The organism is Methylobacterium sp. PvP105, assembly GCF_017876975.1.
GTDB classification, from domain to species: Bacteria; Pseudomonadota; Alphaproteobacteria; order Rhizobiales; family Beijerinckiaceae; genus Methylobacterium; species Methylobacterium radiotolerans.
On sequence record NZ_JAGIPA010000001.1, the window covers coordinates 3,789,754 to 3,806,047 of the forward strand.

Genomic DNA, 16,294 nt, shown 5'->3' on the forward strand with positions numbered 1-16,294 from the left:
GGTCAGTGCGCGACGGCCGCGGCGGCGGCCTCGTCGATGAGCCGCCCGGTGCGGAAGCGGTCGAGGGTGAAGGGCGCGTTGATCGCGTGGGGCGCGCCGGTCGCGAGGGTGTGGGCGAAGACGTGGCCCGAGCCCGGCGTGGCCTTGAAGCCGCCCGTGCCCCACCCGCAATTGACGAACAGGTTCCGCACCGGCGTCTTCCCGATGATCGGCGAGCGGTCGGGCGTGACGTCGACGATGCCGCCCCAGGAGCGCAGCATCCGCATCCGGGTGAATTGCGGGAAGAGCTCGCAGATGGCGTCGAGGGTGTGGGTGGTGATGTGGAGCCCGCCCTGCTGACTGTAGGAGGTGTACTGGTCCGTCCCGGCCCCGATGACGAGCTCGCCCTTGTCGGACTGCGAGATGTACGCGTGGACCGCGTTCGACATCACCACGCAGGGGAAGACCGGCTTGACCGGCTCCGAGACCAGGGCCTGGAGCGGGTAGCTCTCCAGGGGCATCCGCACGTCGGCCATCGCCATGACCGTCGAGGTGTGGCCGGCGGCGACGACGCCGATCCGGCCGGCGCCGATGAAGCCGCGGGTCGTCTCGACACCGATCGCCGCCCCCGAGGCGTCCCGGCGGATGCCCTTCACCTCGCAGTTCTGGATGATGTCGACGCCGCGGGCGTCGGCGCCGCGGGCGTAGCCCCAGGCGACCGCGTCGTGCCGGGCGGTGCCGGCCCGGCGCTGCAGGGCGCCGCCGAGCACCGGGTAGCGGAGGTGGCCGCCGATCTCCAGGGGCGGGCAGAAGTCCTTGCACGCTTCCTTGGACAGCCACGCGTTGTCGATGCCGTTGAGCCGGTTGGCGTAGACGTGCCGCTTGAAGCTCTGAACGTCGTGGATGTTGTGCGCGAGCATCAGCACGCCGCGCTGCGAGAACATCACGTTGTAGTTCAGTTCCTGCGCCAAGCCCTCCCAGAGCTTGAGGGCGTGCTCGTAGAGGGCCGCGCTCTCGTCGTAGAGGTAGTTGGAGCGGATGATCGTGGTGTTGCGGCCGGTATTGCCGCCACCGATCCAGCCCTTCTCCAGCACGGCGACGTTGGTGATCCCGTGGACGGCCGCGAGGTAGTAGGCCGTCGCCAGGCCGTGGCCGCCGCCGCCGACGATGACGACGTCGTAGGCCGCTTTCGGCTGCGGATCCCGCCACTGACGGCCCCAGCCCTGGTGGCCCCGGAGCGATTCCGAGAGCAGCGATGTGAGGGAGAAGCGGCGCATCGGTGAGCCCCCTTGGATGATCGATCATCGGCGCGACGACCGGGGCCGGCTTTCTCGACGGCGACCGCGAGTTTGCGATTTGCGACGCCGAGCCCGGCCGCTCGTCCGCACCGGGATTCAGAGGGTGTTTCGCGCCTCAGCCGGTTGTGGTCGGCACGGACTTACCTTTGAATGGTTCTCGGCTAATCTGTCCCCGGGGGACGTCGATGAACCAGATCAGCGCGGCATGTCGGGCGTCGGAGACGACATCGGTCGGCTTCATGCTCGTCGCCCAGTTCTCGATGATCGCCTTCTCGTCGGCCATCGAGCCCCTGCGCCTCGCCAACCGGGCCGCGGGCCGGGAGCTCTACCGCTACTCTCTCTGGTCGGAGCGCGGGGACGGTTGCACCGCCTCGAACGGCGTCGAGGTCAAGGTGTCCGGCGCGTTCGGTGAGGCGCAGAGCCTCGACATGCTCATCGTCTGCGGCGGCATCGACATCCACCGGCACGACCACCGGGCGCTGAACGCGAGCCTGCGCCGCAGCAGCACCCGCGGCGCGGCGATCGGGGCCGTCTGCACCGGGACCTACGTGCTGGCGAAGGCCGGTCTCCTCGACGGGTACCGCGCGACGATCCACTGGGAGAATCTCGCGAGCCTCGCCTCGGAGCACGATGCCCTGGAGATCGGCTCGGACCTGTTCGAGATCGACCGCAACCGCTTCACCTGCGCGGGCGGCACGGCGGCGGCCGACATGATGCTCTCGCTGATCGTGCGCGAGCACGGGCCGGACCTGGCCTCGAACGTCGCCGAGCAGCTGATCCATCACCGCATCCGCGAGGCCGGCGAGCGGCAGCGGATGGACCTGCGCATGCGCCTCGGCGTGGCGCACCCCAAGCTCCTGCACGTGGTCGGGCTGATGGAGGAGACCTTCGCCGAGCCCCTCGGCAGCCAGGAGCTGGCGGATTCGGTGCGCCTGTCGAAGCGCCAGCTCGAGCGGCTGTTCCTGAAGTATCTCGGTCGCTCGCCCGCGAAGCACTACCTGCGCATCCGCCTCGAGCACGCCCGTCACCTGATCCGCCAGACGGCGATGCCGCTGCTCAGCATCGCCATCGAGTGCGGCTTCGCCTCGGCATCGCACTTCTCGAAGGCCTATGTCGACCATTTCGGGCGCCCGCCGAGCGCGGAGCGCAAGCTCGTCGGCGGCGCGGTCGGGCGCGGGCCGGGCGCGGCGCAGGTCGTGCTCGCGAAGGCGGGGGCCTGAGCCAGGCAGGCGCGTCCGGCAGTCACTGCGCCTCGTACGCGCCTCGTACGCGTCTCGGGGCGGCGATGCGGTATATCCTGTCCGCGGAGACTGTGCGGCGTCAGGTCGTTCCGTCGAGGACCGTGCCGCAGCCTGCGTGTGACCTTGTCCTGGTTCCCGAGGAGCCAGGCGATCGAAGGCTCGTTCCTGCTGTCGCCGGCAGGGGCGGACGCGCCCGGAACGGGCGCGCCCAGTTCGGTCAGAAATAGTAGCCGATGCTCATGATGAAGCGGGACTTCCAGCGGTTGTCGCCGCCCATGGCGAGGCCGCTGTTGAACTGGCCGGCGCCGACGTAGGGGTCGTTCCGACCGAACACCCCCTCCGTGTAGATCACGAGGTTGGGGTCGGCGGTCAGCGTCCAGGCGCTGCCGAGGATGAAGCGCTCGCTCGTCCTGAAGCTCGCCTTGTCCTTGTAATAGGCGCTGTAGCCGAAGTACGGGACCGCCGTGAACGGGCCGATCGGGTCCGCGATCTTGTAGGTCACCTCGGCCGAGACGAAGTTGCCGTGCGTCGCCATATTGTACGAGAAGTCGAAGCCGCCGACGGTGATCTGGTCGTTGCGGGTCGGGTTCTTCGGGTTGATGTCCTGGCGGACGTAGATCGCCTTGAAGCCCCAGGGCCCGGAGGTGCCGAGCACGTGCACGCCTTCGAGTTGCTTCGATCCGGTCGACCGCGTGTCGAAATTGTAGACGTCGGAGTGCCAGAGCGAGCCGCCGATCGCGAACGAGGTGACGTCGTTCTTGACGAGAAAGTACTCGGCGCGACCGATGATCATGTTCTCTTCGGCGTTGCGGCTGCCGCCCAGCACGTAGCTGTCGGCCTTGACGATGTTGGTCGAGTAGCGGGCGCTGTCGACGCTGGCGCCGACCGCGTTGGGATTGGCGCCCGGATAATAGGCGAGCTGATAGTTGAATTCCGGCTCGACATGCGCGTATTTCACGCCGAGGTTGTAGACCTCCTCGAGTCCCATCGTGAAACCGAGGGTCTCGATGAAGCTGGCGCCGAAATACGGCACGAGGCCGAACGGCACTTGATTCATGCCCGCCGTGACGCTGTCTTCCCTGGTGAATTTGTAGCCGAGATAGGCGTAGAGCGGGAAGCTGACTTCGCCCGGAAAGCCGCGGTAGCCGTTGCGCGGTCCGTAGATCGAGCTGCCGCCGTAGAAACGGTACTGGGCGGCGCCGAAGATCGTCCCGGAATCGTAGGCCGCCTTCAGAGCCAGGGTGTCGAAGTCGAGATGTTCCGAGGCCTTCGGCGCCCCGGCCCGGTCGACGTCGTCGAACCGCCAGTCGTAGCGGGCGCGGATCGCCCCGCCGAAGGTGAACTTCTCGGACGGGCTCGCGGCCAGGACCGGTGTCGGATCGGGCACCGCCACCGGCTGCTCCCGGTTGAGCCGCGTCGGCTCAGCGTCGATCTCCTGTGCGCCCTGCGGCTGCCCGCTCTGTGCCTGCCCGTTCTGCCCCCGAGCGCGGGGCGCCGTACCGCACAGCATCGTGGCAGCCGTACAGGCAGCCAGGATTGCGCTGAATCCTTTCATCATCGTCGTGCCCCCGGATTTTAGGTCGTCGTAGATCCCGTGGCGGGCGTTTTTCGTTATTTTTTATCGGTTTCAGGCTGGGATTTACTTCAGCCAGCTGTCGACGGTGGCCCGATGCCCGGCGATCCACTTCGCGGCGGTCTCGTCCGGCTTGGCGCCGCGCTCCTCGTTCTGCGCCATCATGGCTTCCTCGTCCTTGATGCCGAGCTTGAACTTCCTGAGGATGGCGTAGACCTCGGGGAGGTCGTCCTTGAGGCCCTTGCGGACGATGGTGTTGACGCTCTCGTCCTCGCCGAAGACCTTCTTGGGGTCGGTGAGGTATTTCAGCTCGTAGCGGGCGAACATCCAGTGCGGCGTCCAGCCGGTGACGACGACGTCCTTCTTCTGCCGGATCGCGTTCTTGAGGGCGCTGGTCATCGTGGCGTCACTGCCGTCCACGAGCCGAACCGGCAGGCCATAGGCTTTGATCGCGGCCTCCGAGCTCTTCATCACCCCGGCTCCCGGGTCGATGCCGATCACCTTGCCGTCCACCTCGGCGGCCCGGGTCTTGAGATCCTCGATGGAAGTGAGCGGCGAGAAGGCGGGGACCACCCAGCCGATCTTCGCCCCGGTCACGTTCGGTCCGAGCAGTTCCAGGCGGTCCTTGAGCTTGTCGTAGTAGGCGGCCTGGGTCACCGGGAGCCACGCGGCGACGCTGGCATCGGCGTCGCCCGTGGCCACCGCCTGCCACATCGCGGCGGCCGCGAGCGGGACAGTCTTCACCGTGTAGCCCTTCTCCTCCAGCACCTGCTTGAGGATCGTCGTCGCGGCGACGGCGTCGGCCCATTCCACGTAGGCGAGCCGGACCTGCTTGCCGGCAGCTTCGGCGGGGCTCAGGGTGAGCGCGAAGCAGAGGAGAACGCTGAGGGTTCGAACGCGCATCACTGGACCTTTCAGGGCGGGACGGGGCTTCGAGAATCGGCGCGCGACAGGGTGGCGCCCGGCGGTACCGGGCGCCGCGAGCAGCCGGGGCGGCGGCGGCTTCGGCGGCGGCGCGGCGTCCGTCAGGCCGAGCCGTGCGGGCGGGCGCGCGCGGCGAGGGCCTGGGTGAAGCGGTCGAGGATGACGGCGAGGATCACGATGCCGAGCCCGGCCTCGAAGCCGGCGCCCGCCTCGAGGCGCTGGATCGACTGCCACACCTCGCGCCCGAGGCCTCCGGCCCCGATCATCGCGGCGATGACGACCATGGACAGGGCGAGCATCATCGTCTGGTTGACGCCGGCCATGATGGTCGGCAGCGCGAGCGGCAACTGCACCTTGAGCAGCTTCTGCGTCGCCGAACCGCCGAAGGCGTCGGACGCCTCGATCAGTTCCGTCGGCACGTTGCGGATGCCGAGCGTCGTGAGACGGATCACGGGCGGCACGGAGAAGATGATGGTCGCGAAGCAGGCCGAGACCGCGCCGAGGCCGAAGAAGGGCAGCGCCGGGATGAGATAGACGAAGCTCGGCAGCGTCTGCATCATGTCCAGCACCGGCGAGAACACCTTCCAGGCCCACCGGCTGAGGGCGAACCAGATGCCCAGCGGGATCCCGATCAGGAGCGCCATCACGGTCGCGAGGCTCACGAGGACCAGGGTCTCGACCGTGGACTGCCAGAGCCGGAGATCCCACAGGAACAGCAGGCCGGCGAGCGTCAGGAGCCCGACCTTGCGCCCCCCGACCTTGTAGGTCGCCAGGGCCGCCACCGCGATGACCGCCCAGGGCGGCACCGAGATGAGGGCCGCCGTCAGCGTGTCGATCCCGTTCGAGACCGAGCGGCTGACGGCGCGGGTCAGCCAAGCGCCATGGTCGGTGAGCCAATCGAGCCCGTCGTCGCTGAGCGTGTCGAGGGGAAATTTCGGGACGTTCCAGTCCATCCTTCCGCTCCTGTGGGCTTTTGAAGGGGGGCGGCGCTGAGGGTCGGCCGACCGTGCGTGCCCGGGCGCGCCGCCAGGGCGCGGACGATGTCCCGGCTCGTGAGCGTGCCGATCAGGCGCCCGTCCTCGGCGACGACCGCCACGGCGCCTTCGTCGGCGACCCGGCTCATCACCGCGTCGAGACAGGTTCCCGCCGGCACGGTGACCGGATCGCGATCGAGGAGGCCCGACACGGTCTCGCCGGCACGGGCGGCGGCGAGCCTGTCGCGCCGGACGCGGCCGACGAAGCGGCCCTCCGGATCGGCCACGCACCACGACTCGGCGTCATCCGCCGCGACCGTCGCGCGCGCCTCGGCCACGGTGAGCGTCGGCGCCAGGACGACGGCGGCCCGGTTCGCCACGTGCTCGGTCCGCATGACCGCGGACAGGTCGATATGCTCCACGAAGCGCTCGACGTAGTCCGTCGCGGGCCGCGCCACGATCTCCTCGGGCTGGCCGATCTGCACCACCTCGCCGTCCTTCATCAGGACGATGCGCCCGCCGAGCGCGACGGCCTCGTCGAGGTCGTGGGAGACGAAGACGATCGTCTTCCTGAGCGTGCGCTGGAGGTCCTTCAGCTCGGCCTGCATGTCGCGGCGGATCAGCGGGTCGAGGGCGCTGAAGGCCTCGTCCATCAGCAGGATGTCGGCATCGGCCGCGAGGGCGCGGGCGAGGCCTGCCCGCTGCTGCATCCCGCCGGAGAGCTCGTGCGGATACTTGTGCTCCCAGCCCTTCAGGCCGACGAGGGCGATGGCCTCCATCGCGCGGTCGTTGCGCTGCTGGAGGGGGCGTCTCTTGATCTCCAGACCGAACGCGACGTTCGACAGGATGGTGCGGTTCGGCAGCAGGGCGAAGTGCTGGAAGACCATACCGAAGGTCTTCTGCCGGAACGCCAGCAGATCCTTCCGGCCGAGGCGCGTGACGTCGACGTCGTCGACCAGGATGCGTCCGCAGGTCGGTTCCACGAGCCGGTTCATGCAGCGCAGCAGGGTCGATTTCCCCGACCCGGACAGTCCCATGAGGACCAGGATCTCGCCCTCGACCACGTCGAAAGAGATGTCGCAGAGTCCGACGACCGCGCCACATGTCCGGGCAATGTCGGCCTTCCGTTTCCCTTCGGAGATCAGCGCGATGGCCTCGGCATGATTGGCGCCGAAGATCTTGCTCACTCCCGCTAAGGTAATACGACCCATGTGGTTACGACCTCTACGATCTATTGCATTTTCTCTGTCGGCGCTTGTTGCCCTGGGCTGGACGAGCCTTTTATCAATGACAATGAAAAGCTACCGGCGGGCCTCTCACGGGCTTGCCTTCCTGCGACGCTTTCTGGCTCGAAGACGACACGTCCGGAATTTTACCGTCATGAATTCACAATGCACTGCAGCATTGGCACCGATTTAGACAGACCTGAGAACTTATTGTGCAGGAACAGCCGCGTTCCTTCGCAGGCCCACCGCCCGCGGCGCGGTCTCTTCACGTGCGCGGTCCGGCGGGCATCGACTCGGTCGCGAAGGCGGCGCGGTCCGCGCCCGGTCGCGGCGTCGTCGGACCCGCGGCGATCAGAGACGCCGCCGATGCGCGCTGCGACGCTGGCACGCCGTATCCGGCGCGCACCGGTCGTCGAGGTCTGACGCCCACCGTCCCGGCGATCCGAGCGGGCCGTCGCCGACCGGGCGCCCTCGTGGGTGACGCCGCCGCATCGGTCGGGTGTCCGCCCGCGCGCGGTGCCGGTATCGGACCCGCTCCCGCGCGTCCGCACCGGAGATCGCCGGGCGCCTGACTCGGCGGCCGCGATGGGCTACGAGGCGTCCGGCCGAAGCAATGGGCGCTTGGATGCGGTTAGAGATCGAGCGAAAGTTCCTCGTGGCAGGCGATGGCTGGCGCGCGGCGGCCACATCCATTCGGCCGCTGAAGGACGGCTTGGTCGGTCATTTCGCGCGGGGGAAGGTCCGCGTGCGCCTCGACGGTGAGCGGGCCTGGCTCACGGTCAAGGGCGCCCGCGACGGCATCGCCCGCGCCGAGTTCGAGTACGAGATCCCGCATGCCGACGGCGCCGCCATGGTCGATCAGGTGTGCACCGGCAACGTGATCGAGAAGATCCGGTACTGCGTGCCGCACGACGGGCTGACCTGGGAGGTCGACGTCTTCCAGGGCTCGCTGGCCGGGATGGTCCTGGCCGAAGTCGAGCTTGCGCGGGCCGATCAGTCCTTCGCCAAGCCCGCCTGGCTCGGCGAGGAGGTGACCGGCGACCTGCGGTTCCGCCAGTCGACCCTGCTGCATCTCTGCTGCGAGGCCGGCCGGCCGATCACGATGGACGACGTCTTGCGGCTGCCGGTCGCCGCGTAGCGGGCGGGCAGGCGTCCGGTCGCGCCGCGCGGGTGACCCTGGCCGTACTTGACCTGACTCCGTGAGCCCAACGCCTCGACCAGGTGGGGATCGCCGTCCGCCGCCGCGCGCGGACGAGATCCGTGACTCGACCGAGTCCGGCGGCGATGCGCCGACGCTTCGCCGCGCGGGCAGCGCGGTCAAACACTCAACGTCCTCGGCGAGCCGGCGGCGACCCGGGCGGCGCCGTCGTGGTCGCGGGCCGGCCCGAGATCGCCGCCGCGGCTGCGGCCAGCCGCACGGCGCCGCATCTGCGTGAGGAACTCGCGATCGTCGGCGATGCGGCTCGGCCGGTGGCCCGACGAATCTGGTCCGCAGCCCGCACGGGGCACGCCGAACCGGCGGATGCGCGCCGCCGCGGCTGGCACGCGTCCCGCGCCGCACCGCGCAGATCCGTCGTTCTCCCGAGCCGATACGGCGGTGTTCTGCGTGGCGAAGCTCGAAGGCCGCGTTGCGGTGCAGTATCGATTGGTGCGGCGCTAATGGGATCAGTACTGAGCGGTCGGAGTTTCAACTGTTACTGTTGAAATCTCCGAGGAATCGTCATGGGCCTCACCGCCTTCGCCGTGTTCGTCATTCCGTGGGTGCTGCTCGCGGTGTTTCTGACACGGTCCCCTTCAGTGCTTCGCCTGGGGACTGCGCCGGCGCCCTGGCGGTACATCCCGACCCACAAGGAGATGGCCCGCGCCGACCGTCGCGCGATGCACCCGCATGACAGGCGCAGCCCGCAGCCTGGTGGGGTCCCGAGCCGGGACCAGCACGGCCGGACCGAGGCGGCCGCGGGCGGCGCGCTGGGCCCGAGCGTGGAGCCCACCGAGCCCGACGACAAGCTGAGCTAGAGCTGTTCCCGATCGGGCTGAGACGGGGACGCTCGCCGAGTCCGAGTCCGAGTCCGAGTCGAGCCCGAGCCCGAGCCCGAGCCCCGACTTCGGTCCGGGGGCGGGCTCGAGGCGCGGCTGTCTCGGCCGCGGGCGCCTCCTTCCGACTTGGGACACCGGAAGGGGCCATGACCCCGGCGGGACTCGCCGAGAGCCGCGCCGCTACGGCGCCCGGCACCCCGCCGCATCCGGAGCAGGAGCGATCACGCGCCGATCGTCGCGCGCGGCTTGCAGTAGCTGTCGCGCACCGCGGGGATGTCGTCGTAGCCGTCGACGGTGCAGAAGTACGTGCAGACCAGCCAGGCGGCCAGGGCGAGGCACAGAGCGCCGTTGTAGAGCCACAGGCCGATCACGCGCCGGCTCGGCAGGTTCGGCAATCCGACGACGGAGCCGGGCACCCAGTCGACCGCGAAGACGATCGTGCAGAAGGCACCCAGCACGCCGGCCATCATGACGGCGAGAGCCGTGGACGTCATTCCGCTTCCCCACCGCTGTGCCCGCGAGAGGGCCGGGGTGCCGCGCCCGCGCGATCGACGCGGGGACCACACCCAGCGACGGGCACGCGCAGCCGAAGTCCCGTCATGGCGCCCTCCTGCCCCGACGATCCACACCCCGGCAGCTAACCGGGACGGCGCCGACAAGTCGAGATCGCGTTTCGCGCGACGCCGCTGTCCGACGTGCCGGCTGCGTAGAAGACCCGAGGGGTTTGATGCCGCGAGGCTCGGCAACGTGCCTGGAAGGCTTGGTGGGCGCACTAGGGTTCGAACCTAGGACCCGCTGATCAAGAGGACTAGGCTCCGGGCACCAGGACACGCATGTCGTGCTTACCGGCGCCGTCGACAGCTTGATCGCGCTCTCGAAATTCGATGTACCCTCTGATCGTCGAACGTCGAGCACCGCTGAAATCGCTCCGCCTACTTACCGGGTGCTTACCGGGTGCTTACCGGAATGCGCCTCACCAATCAGACCGCCGCCGCCGCGCAGTTCCCGGCCGGAGAGGATCGCCTCGTCGTGTTCGACGACGATCTCCCGGCTTCGGTCTGCGAGTGAGCGCAGGCGGCTCGCGACAGTGGATCGTCCAATACCGCAATGCCATCGGTCTGACCAAGCGGGAGACCCTCGGTCGCGTCGGACTGCTCGCGGCTACCGATGCCCGGCGGGCGGCGAGCGAACGATTGGCGCGGGCGAAGCTGGGCGAGGACCCGCACGCCGAGAAGCAACCCGCGAAGGACCGCGCCTTGGTGGCCCTCGGAAATCTGGACATCTGCGAGACCACCTGAACCGCCCGGCTCCGGCCGCGGCGGTTTTTCGTGCCCAATGAACCCGTCAGGTTGTGCACAACCCAACTACAACGTGTCTTCGGCACAACACCTCACAACCGATGAGCCCCGCTGGCCGCTGCCACGCGGGGTTTTCCCGTTCACGGCCTTGCGATTGAATCTTTAAGTTGCAACGCTGAATCCGCGTCAACCGCTAGGTACAAAACTGAACATTCGCTCGTGGCCGCGGCGTTTTCGGCGCTGTTCCGTGGGCAATGGCCGAGCATTCCCTCGGTTAGTGGAAAACCTGTGCGTATCGAAATGCACAATCGGAACGATGTTCTATGCGCTTCGAGCGGATTGTAAGCCTGGGTGCGCTCTGCCAAGTCACGCACCAGATCAACCGATGCTTCCCGGGTCAGCCTAAAAGTCTATTCGACTGGCTGGTTACGCCTTTCTCCGCCGTTCGCTCTATCTTCGAAACGCAGGGCAAGCACCTGTGCAGCGATGTCGCCGTGAATAAATTTGAGATTATTTGCCAAAATTACGGCGTTTCTTATCACCACGAGTTCCCGCGTGACGCGAACGTCATCCCCTATATCACTCAAGAAGCATTAGAGACAGGAAAGAGCAAGCTCGCACACAAGTTCAACAAGATGGTATCCATGTTGAGCGAGCCGACGCCAACGCTTTTTGTCCGCTTTCTCGGTCACCACGGGGAGGCGCGAGCATGGCCCTACATGAATGACCCTGAGGTCATGAAGATCTCCGAGATCAACGACCTCTGCACCTATCTGGCGAGCCGCTTTCCGGCGCTGCCGTTCGAGATGGCCTTCGTCTACCTGCCGCAGTTCACGCAGCTCGAAGCGGACGCAGCGGCCGATCCGCGCGTGCATCTCATCCCGCTGGACAGGACGGCCAACACCTGGGCCGGGAACGACTCGGATTGGGACGAGATCTTCGCCCGCTTCGATCTGGCGATCCCGCCGGTGCTGGCGCAGGTCGCCGAGGCCGCCTGAGATCGCCAAGCCGCCGACAAGGCGCGCCGAGCGGGCAGCGAAGCCCGCAACGTCCTCGCCGGTCCCCTCGGGCGCATTGGCCTCCGCCGATGCGCCCTTCATCGTTTCAGGCTGTTCGGCCAAGTGGAGCGAGGCGATGCGCCATGAGGGTCGGTTTACTACAAGCGCCCAGCCCCAGAGGATATCAAGAAGCTGGACCTGAACGCCGATCAGCTCGAAGTTGCTCGACCTTCGCCAACATGGCGCTTCATAATATCAGGCAGCCAGATGCATTCGTGTCCAAGGTCGACGCCGGCGAGAAGCTCCTGCGGTGCTTATCCAGGGGATTGAAGGAGTTCGGCCCGGATCAGATCGGAGCTCTCGTCGAGGTGGTGTCTATGCTGAAGATGACCCCGTCGATCCTCCAGCCCGAGAAGGTCCCGGCCGCCGCGGAAGTCGTGCGGGTGGTCGAGGAGGCGCAAAGGGCTGCTGCGAATTAAGATAGCGCCATCGAAGCCCCGCCGGCCCGGCCGCGCGGGGCTCTTTCGAGCCTGCCTTGGCTTCGTGCTATCGAACCAACTCTCAAGCGAGCGCGTTTGTCAGCCTTCAACTCGAAGGAAGGGTCTCATGCGCCATCGCGTTCTCGCAGCCGCCGCCGTCTTCAGCCTCCTCGCAGGCGGGGCCTCTGCACAGGCTCCCGCGGCGACTCCCGCTACACCCTCCGCTCCTGGCGCGCCGGGCGTAGTCGCGCCGCAGAACAGCACGACCGGTAGCAATGGCGCCGTGACGGCTTCACCAACCGGGCAGCCGGCCGACACGATTTCTAACAGCTCGTCGTCCGCCGGGAATGCCAACCAGCCTGAGCGCGCTGTTCCTCAGGGCGGCGGCGGTGGCGGCAGCAGCAAGTAGCCGCTGAGCGCCATCATCTGCGCGCGCTTCCTCCAGCCCCGCCGGCACCGCCGCGCGGGGCTTCCATCGCTGACGAACGCGTTATCATTGACCCAGATTCGGCCCCACATCCCCCGAGGCTTGAATCTAGAAAGGCCCGCCCGGCCCCGGCGCGGGCTTCTTCGTGCCCTTCACTCAGAAATGTCTGATAGCGCTCCATCGCATTTTCACCGCGAACAATTGCCCCAAATAGCCGTTGGGCAGCTATGTCGGAGCCAAAAAGAACTACCGATATCCGGGCCGATCGCCTTCATCGCCGAATTGCGCTGACAATTGCGCTGGACGAACAGGTGATTGAAGCCCTTGCTATAACGGCGGCGACCCTCCGCAATGGGAGCGATCCTGGCGCGAGCGACTTAGATCAAGCCATCCGCACATATCGCATCAGCATCATGAAGCAGCGCGCGATACTAGGCGCGGCTGGGATTGATGTATGATGAACGCACGCCTCGTCTATGAAGTCCGTGGCATGCGAGCTGATGGCAGCGTGATCTGTCAATCCCGACTGCAGACTGGGCGCTTAAGAAGCTGCGAGATTTTTTGGCCAAGGGGTACAGTGACATCACTGTGCGCGATCCAGACGGACGCCAAGTCTCTGAAGCCGATCTGATCAACACCGTTGAGGGATCCGGTGCAGCGCCCGCGGAAGACGCGCTTCCCGCCGTCCCACAGATCAGCCGCCAACCCGCTCTGACGTAGGATCAGGCATGATTACCTAGATCGGAAGTGCGGGCCCTTCGTAGTCAATCGCGCGTCTTCAAATGCAGATTGTCGGGCCAGTGGCCACGACCACCTCAGGCCGCAGGCAGGGCATGGATCCGAGTCCAACAGATCGTCGGCCCTACGCCCTCGTTGTCGACGATGACGTGCTGGTCCGCATGACCGCGCTCGACATCTTGGAGGATGCGGGATTTCGGACCTTCGAGGCCGAGAACGCCGAGGAAGCCCTAGCGGTGCTACACGGGCACCATGTCTCGATCGTCGTCCTCTTCACCGACGTGAATATGCCGGGAGCGATGGATGGCTTCGGGCTGGCACGCGAGACTGCCCAACACTGGCCTCACGTGAGCATTCTGGTAGCCTCGGGGCGTCATAAGCCTGGTCCCGGCGAGATGCCGGAGGGGGCGCATTTCGTCGGCAAGCCCTTCAGCGCGGAAGTGGTGCGCGACAGGCTCAAGCAGATGCTTCCAGACGGTCAGAAACCTGATCCTTTGAAGGACTGATTGGCCTGACCCCGGAGACGTACCGGGCGAAGTGGGGCCTCCTTACGACTACCCGATGGTGGCTCCCGGCTATTCGGAGAGACGATCTGCCATCGCTACAAGCTTGCAGAGCCGTCACGTCAACCGCTCGGCCGCTCGAACCGCAGGAAAAGCGTAGATCCAGAAACGCCAAACCTCGTCGAGGGTTATCTCGCCTGACTAGAGCAGCGTCGAAGCGTGGCGCGCCGCCGCCGCGGAGCGCCACCGGGTGACGTTCCGGGGCAGCTCGCTGACCACTGAGCCATCAGTCTGCCTGCACTGCAAGATGCGGTCGACGTGACCCCGTCTGTCGGTGATTGGCGAGGGGCTCCACTCGGCTCTGTTTGACCTTGGTCAGATTCAAGATCTGAAGAGTGGTCGTTGGGAGCGGCGACAGTAGCAGTGGCGCGGATCGACGCTGAATCAGGGTCGATCATTTATGATCAAAATTGCAACCAGTGGTAAAATCCATCGGCTTCTGATTTATCGTAAGTGGCTAAGATGTTGGCTCGCGCCTGTCAGTCCTGTTTCAGCCGACAAAACTTTGCTGAAATGTGTCTGTGATTAACCCAGGGTAAACCCGCGGCTCTGGTTAATGCTTTCACCGCGAATCGGTGGAACCAGCCAGGAAGTAAACAGTTCATGTCCTCCATCACCCTGTCGGCCGCCACGCGCCAGAACCTGCTCTCGCTGCAGGATACCGCCCAGTTGATGGCGACCACGCAGAACCGCCTCGCCACCGGCAAGACGGTCAACTCCGCCCTCGACAACCCGACCAACTTCTTCACCTCTCAGGCCCTCGACGGCCGCTCCTCGAGCCTGAACTCGCTCCTCGACGGCATCTCCAACGGCATCCAGTCGATCCAGGCCGCCAACCAGGGCATCACCTCGATCCAGAAGCTGGTCAGCCAGGCCAAGTCGATCGCCAACCAGGCGCTCTCGACCCAGCTCTCCACCACCGGCACCGCCGCCAGCGCCTACAGCGCCAGCACCGCCTCCCAGACAGTCCTGCTGACGATCAACGGCAGCTCGGTCTCCGCCACCATCAACGCCTCCTCGAGCATCAGCGCGACGGTGGCCGCGCTCAACGCCGCGGTCAGCTCGGCCTCGACCGCGTCGAGCGGCGCCTTCGGCGCCGGCGCGATCTTCTCGGCCGACAGCACCGGCACCAAGATCGTCCTGAACGCCCAGGCGGACGTCGAATTTCAGAACTCCGGCAGCCAGACGGCGCTCGGCTTCACCGCCTCGGCGACCACCGCCTCGACCTACGGCACCGCCGCCAGCACTGTCGTCTCCAGCGACCTGTCGATCTCGGGCACGGCCCAGCGCGCCTCGCTGGCGAACCAGTACAACAACCTGCTCAACCAGATCACGCAGCTCGCCGGCGACGCCAGCTACAACGGCGTCAACCTCATTGCCGGCAAGGGCAATGACATGAACATCAAGTTCAACGACACCGGCAGCTCCAACCTCAACGTCGCCTCGGTCGACGCGACCTCGAACGGCCTCGGCCTGACCTCGATCACCAACTCGAACAGCTCGACCAGCCAGAACGGTCTCGGCAACTTCCTGCTGAACTCGGACGTCAACAAGACGCTGGCCACCCTGACCAAAGCCGACGCAAGCCTGAACTCCGCGGCGAGCACGCTGGGCTCGAACCTGTCGGTCGTTCAGAACCGCCAGGACTTCTCCAAGCAGCTGGTCAACGTGCTGAGCACGGGTTCGGCCAACCTGACGAACGCCGACCTGAACCAGGAGGCGGCGAACTCGCAGGCGCTGTCGACCCGTCAGTCGATGGGCATCTCGGCCCTGTCGCTGGCCAACTCCGCCCAGCAGGGCGTCCTCCAGCTCCTGCGGTAAGAGCAGTCTCCTTGATGGACATGACGGCCGGGGCAGAGCGACCCAGCTGCCTGTCATTCGATCCGCGCGCCCGGCCCAGCTGAGCGTCGACCGTTCAAGGTCGGCTCCAACCCTGCGCGCTGACAGCCTGCGCCGAGCGGGCTGTCCCTCCTGCATCGGGTCTCGCCGATGCCGCGCGTTCCGTCATCCCAGCAGCGATCCTGATCCGGACAGCGCGCGCAGCGAGCCCTACATGTCAACGACGCCTACTGAACAGCCGACGCGTCGGCCTGGCCGCCCACGACTCGCTGTGCACGAGCGGCGACGCAACAGCATCTCGTTTCATGTGCGCGACGATTTGCGCAGGGCCATCGAGCATCTGGCCAGGGTCAATGGGGTATCCCTCAGCAAGCAAGTGGAAGCCTACGTCGAAAAATGCGTCCTCGAAGACGTAGTCACACGGGCTGCAAATTACCCAGACTCCATTGATCCCGTCCTTGCGACGATATTGAACGATGAAGCTCCGGCGGCGAGCGCCTGAGGCATGGGCTCGCAAGAGTTCGGGAGCGGGGTGGTCCGTTGGCAGACATCGAGGGCACTCCTCGATGCGCAGCACGTCACCGGGCGACATTCCGGTTCAGCTCGCTGGCCGCGCGGCCGTCAGCCTGTAGCCGCGCCAGCGCGACGGCGGGGTGTCTCCCGGGCTTTCGGCCGGGAATGCCCACACGCTCTACCAACT

Annotated in this window: 14 protein-coding genes and 1 pseudogene; 9 read left to right on the forward strand and 6 right to left on the reverse strand. The window is 66.6% G+C overall.

Features of this window, described 5'->3' with window-relative positions:
* Positions 1 to 2 precede the first annotated feature (2 nt).
* Positions 3 to 1,256, reverse strand: coding sequence for a sarcosine oxidase subunit beta family protein (locus tag J3A75_RS18735; protein ID WP_012319455.1), 1,254 nt, complete (start codon positions 1,254 to 1,256; stop codon positions 3 to 5).
* A 206-nt stretch (positions 1,257 to 1,462) separates the two neighbouring features.
* Between J3A75_RS18735 and J3A75_RS18740 the strand changes: the two genes are divergently transcribed.
* Positions 1,463 to 2,497 (forward strand): GlxA family transcriptional regulator, encoded by a 1,035-nt coding sequence (locus J3A75_RS18740; protein ID WP_209650676.1) that lies wholly within the window; start codon positions 1,463 to 1,465, stop codon positions 2,495 to 2,497.
* Positions 2,498 to 2,735: 238 nt separating this feature from the next.
* Here J3A75_RS18740 and J3A75_RS18745 read toward each other — a convergent pair whose 3' ends face one another.
* The 4 genes from J3A75_RS18745 to J3A75_RS18760 form a co-directional block, all read right to left on the reverse strand.
* Complete coding sequence (locus J3A75_RS18745; protein WP_058607009.1) at positions 2,736 to 4,028, reverse strand: hypothetical protein; 1,293 nt, start codon at positions 4,026 to 4,028, stop codon at positions 2,736 to 2,738.
* A 129-nt stretch (positions 4,029 to 4,157) separates the two neighbouring features.
* On the reverse strand, positions 4,158 to 4,994 hold the full coding sequence (locus tag J3A75_RS18750) for a glycine betaine ABC transporter substrate-binding protein (protein ID WP_058607008.1): 837 nt from the start codon (positions 4,992 to 4,994) through the stop codon (positions 4,158 to 4,160).
* Between the two features lie 122 nt (positions 4,995 to 5,116).
* Entirely contained in the window at positions 5,117 to 5,968 is an 852-nt protein-coding gene (locus J3A75_RS18755) for an ABC transporter permease (RefSeq protein WP_059410067.1), read from the reverse strand.
* Entirely contained in the window at positions 5,884 to 7,200 is a 1,317-nt protein-coding gene (locus tag J3A75_RS18760; RefSeq protein ID WP_070999574.1) for a glycine betaine/L-proline ABC transporter ATP-binding protein, read from the reverse strand. Before J3A75_RS18760 ends, J3A75_RS18755 begins: the two co-directional genes overlap by 85 nt.
* Positions 7,201 to 7,840: 640 nt before the next feature.
* On the opposite strand from J3A75_RS18760, the gene J3A75_RS18765 reads away from it, so the two are divergent.
* Positions 7,841 to 8,353, forward strand: a complete 513-nt coding sequence (locus tag J3A75_RS18765; protein ID WP_012319461.1) for a CYTH domain-containing protein — start codon at positions 7,841 to 7,843, stop codon at positions 8,351 to 8,353.
* 584 nt (positions 8,354 to 8,937) lie between these two features.
* Entirely contained in the window at positions 8,938 to 9,231 is a 294-nt protein-coding gene (locus J3A75_RS18770) for a hypothetical protein (protein ID WP_012319462.1), read from the forward strand.
* A 242-nt stretch (positions 9,232 to 9,473) separates the two neighbouring features.
* Here J3A75_RS18770 and J3A75_RS18775 read toward each other — a convergent pair whose 3' ends face one another.
* Positions 9,474 to 9,746 carry a hypothetical protein gene (locus tag J3A75_RS18775; protein ID WP_012319463.1) on the reverse strand — a complete coding sequence of 91 codons (273 nt, stop codon included), beginning with the start codon at positions 9,744 to 9,746 and terminating at the stop codon, positions 9,474 to 9,476.
* Positions 9,747 to 10,316: 570 nt separating this feature from the next.
* Here J3A75_RS18775 and J3A75_RS18780 point away from each other — a divergent pair.
* The 6 genes and pseudogenes from J3A75_RS18780 to J3A75_RS18800 all read left to right on the forward strand — a co-directional run bounded on the left by J3A75_RS18780 (position 10,317) and on the right by J3A75_RS18800 (position 15,576).
* On the forward strand, positions 10,317 to 10,550 hold the full coding sequence (locus J3A75_RS18780) for an integrase arm-type DNA-binding domain-containing protein (protein ID WP_070999576.1): 234 nt from the start codon (positions 10,317 to 10,319) through the stop codon (positions 10,548 to 10,550).
* Between the two features lie 323 nt (positions 10,551 to 10,873).
* Positions 10,874 to 11,548, forward strand: a complete 675-nt coding sequence (locus J3A75_RS18785) for a hypothetical protein (protein WP_127991022.1) — start codon at positions 10,874 to 10,876, stop codon at positions 11,546 to 11,548.
* Between the two features lie 275 nt (positions 11,549 to 11,823).
* Positions 11,824 to 12,027, forward strand: coding sequence for a hypothetical protein (locus J3A75_RS18790; RefSeq protein ID WP_053621627.1), 204 nt, complete (start codon positions 11,824 to 11,826; stop codon positions 12,025 to 12,027).
* Between the two features lie 1,260 nt (positions 12,028 to 13,287).
* Complete coding sequence (locus tag J3A75_RS18795; protein ID WP_043073785.1) at positions 13,288 to 13,698, forward strand: response regulator; 411 nt, start codon at positions 13,288 to 13,290, stop codon at positions 13,696 to 13,698.
* 2 nt (positions 13,699 to 13,700) lie between these two features.
* Positions 13,701 to 13,855: pseudogene (locus J3A75_RS36595) on the forward strand (MucR family transcriptional regulator); the annotation flags it as partial.
* Between the two features lie 503 nt (positions 13,856 to 14,358).
* Positions 14,359 to 15,576 carry a flagellin gene (locus J3A75_RS18800; protein ID WP_209650678.1) on the forward strand — a complete coding sequence of 406 codons (1,218 nt, stop codon included), beginning with the start codon at positions 14,359 to 14,361 and terminating at the stop codon, positions 15,574 to 15,576.
* The last annotated feature ends 718 nt before the right edge of the window (positions 15,577 to 16,294 follow it).

Coding starts and splice junctions, on each gene's coding strand:
- J3A75_RS18735 (WP_012319455.1), bottom strand. CDS start 1,256: ATGCGCCGCTTCTCCCTCACATCGCTGCTCTCGGAATCGCTCCGGGGC.
- J3A75_RS18740 (WP_209650676.1), top strand. CDS start 1,463: ATGAACCAGATCAGCGCGGCATGTCGGGCGTCGGAGACGACATCGGTC.
- J3A75_RS18745 (WP_058607009.1), bottom strand. CDS start 4,028: ATGCTGTGCGGTACGGCGCCCCGCGCTCGGGGGCAGAACGGGCAGGCA.
- J3A75_RS18750 (WP_058607008.1), bottom strand. CDS start 4,994: ATGCGCGTTCGAACCCTCAGCGTTCTCCTCTGCTTCGCGCTCACCCTG.
- J3A75_RS18755 (WP_059410067.1), bottom strand. CDS start 5,968: ATGGACTGGAACGTCCCGAAATTTCCCCTCGACACGCTCAGCGACGAC.
- J3A75_RS18760 (WP_070999574.1), bottom strand. CDS start 7,200: ATGGGTCGTATTACCTTAGCGGGAGTGAGCAAGATCTTCGGCGCCAAT.
- J3A75_RS18765 (WP_012319461.1), top strand. CDS start 7,841: ATGCGGTTAGAGATCGAGCGAAAGTTCCTCGTGGCAGGCGATGGCTGG.
- J3A75_RS18770 (WP_012319462.1), top strand. CDS start 8,938: ATGGGCCTCACCGCCTTCGCCGTGTTCGTCATTCCGTGGGTGCTGCTC.
- J3A75_RS18775 (WP_012319463.1), bottom strand. CDS start 9,746: ATGACGTCCACGGCTCTCGCCGTCATGATGGCCGGCGTGCTGGGTGCC.
- J3A75_RS18785 (WP_127991022.1), top strand. CDS start 10,874: ATGCGCTTCGAGCGGATTGTAAGCCTGGGTGCGCTCTGCCAAGTCACG.
- J3A75_RS18795 (WP_043073785.1), top strand. CDS start 13,288: ATGGATCCGAGTCCAACAGATCGTCGGCCCTACGCCCTCGTTGTCGAC.
- J3A75_RS18800 (WP_209650678.1), top strand. CDS start 14,359: ATGTCCTCCATCACCCTGTCGGCCGCCACGCGCCAGAACCTGCTCTCG.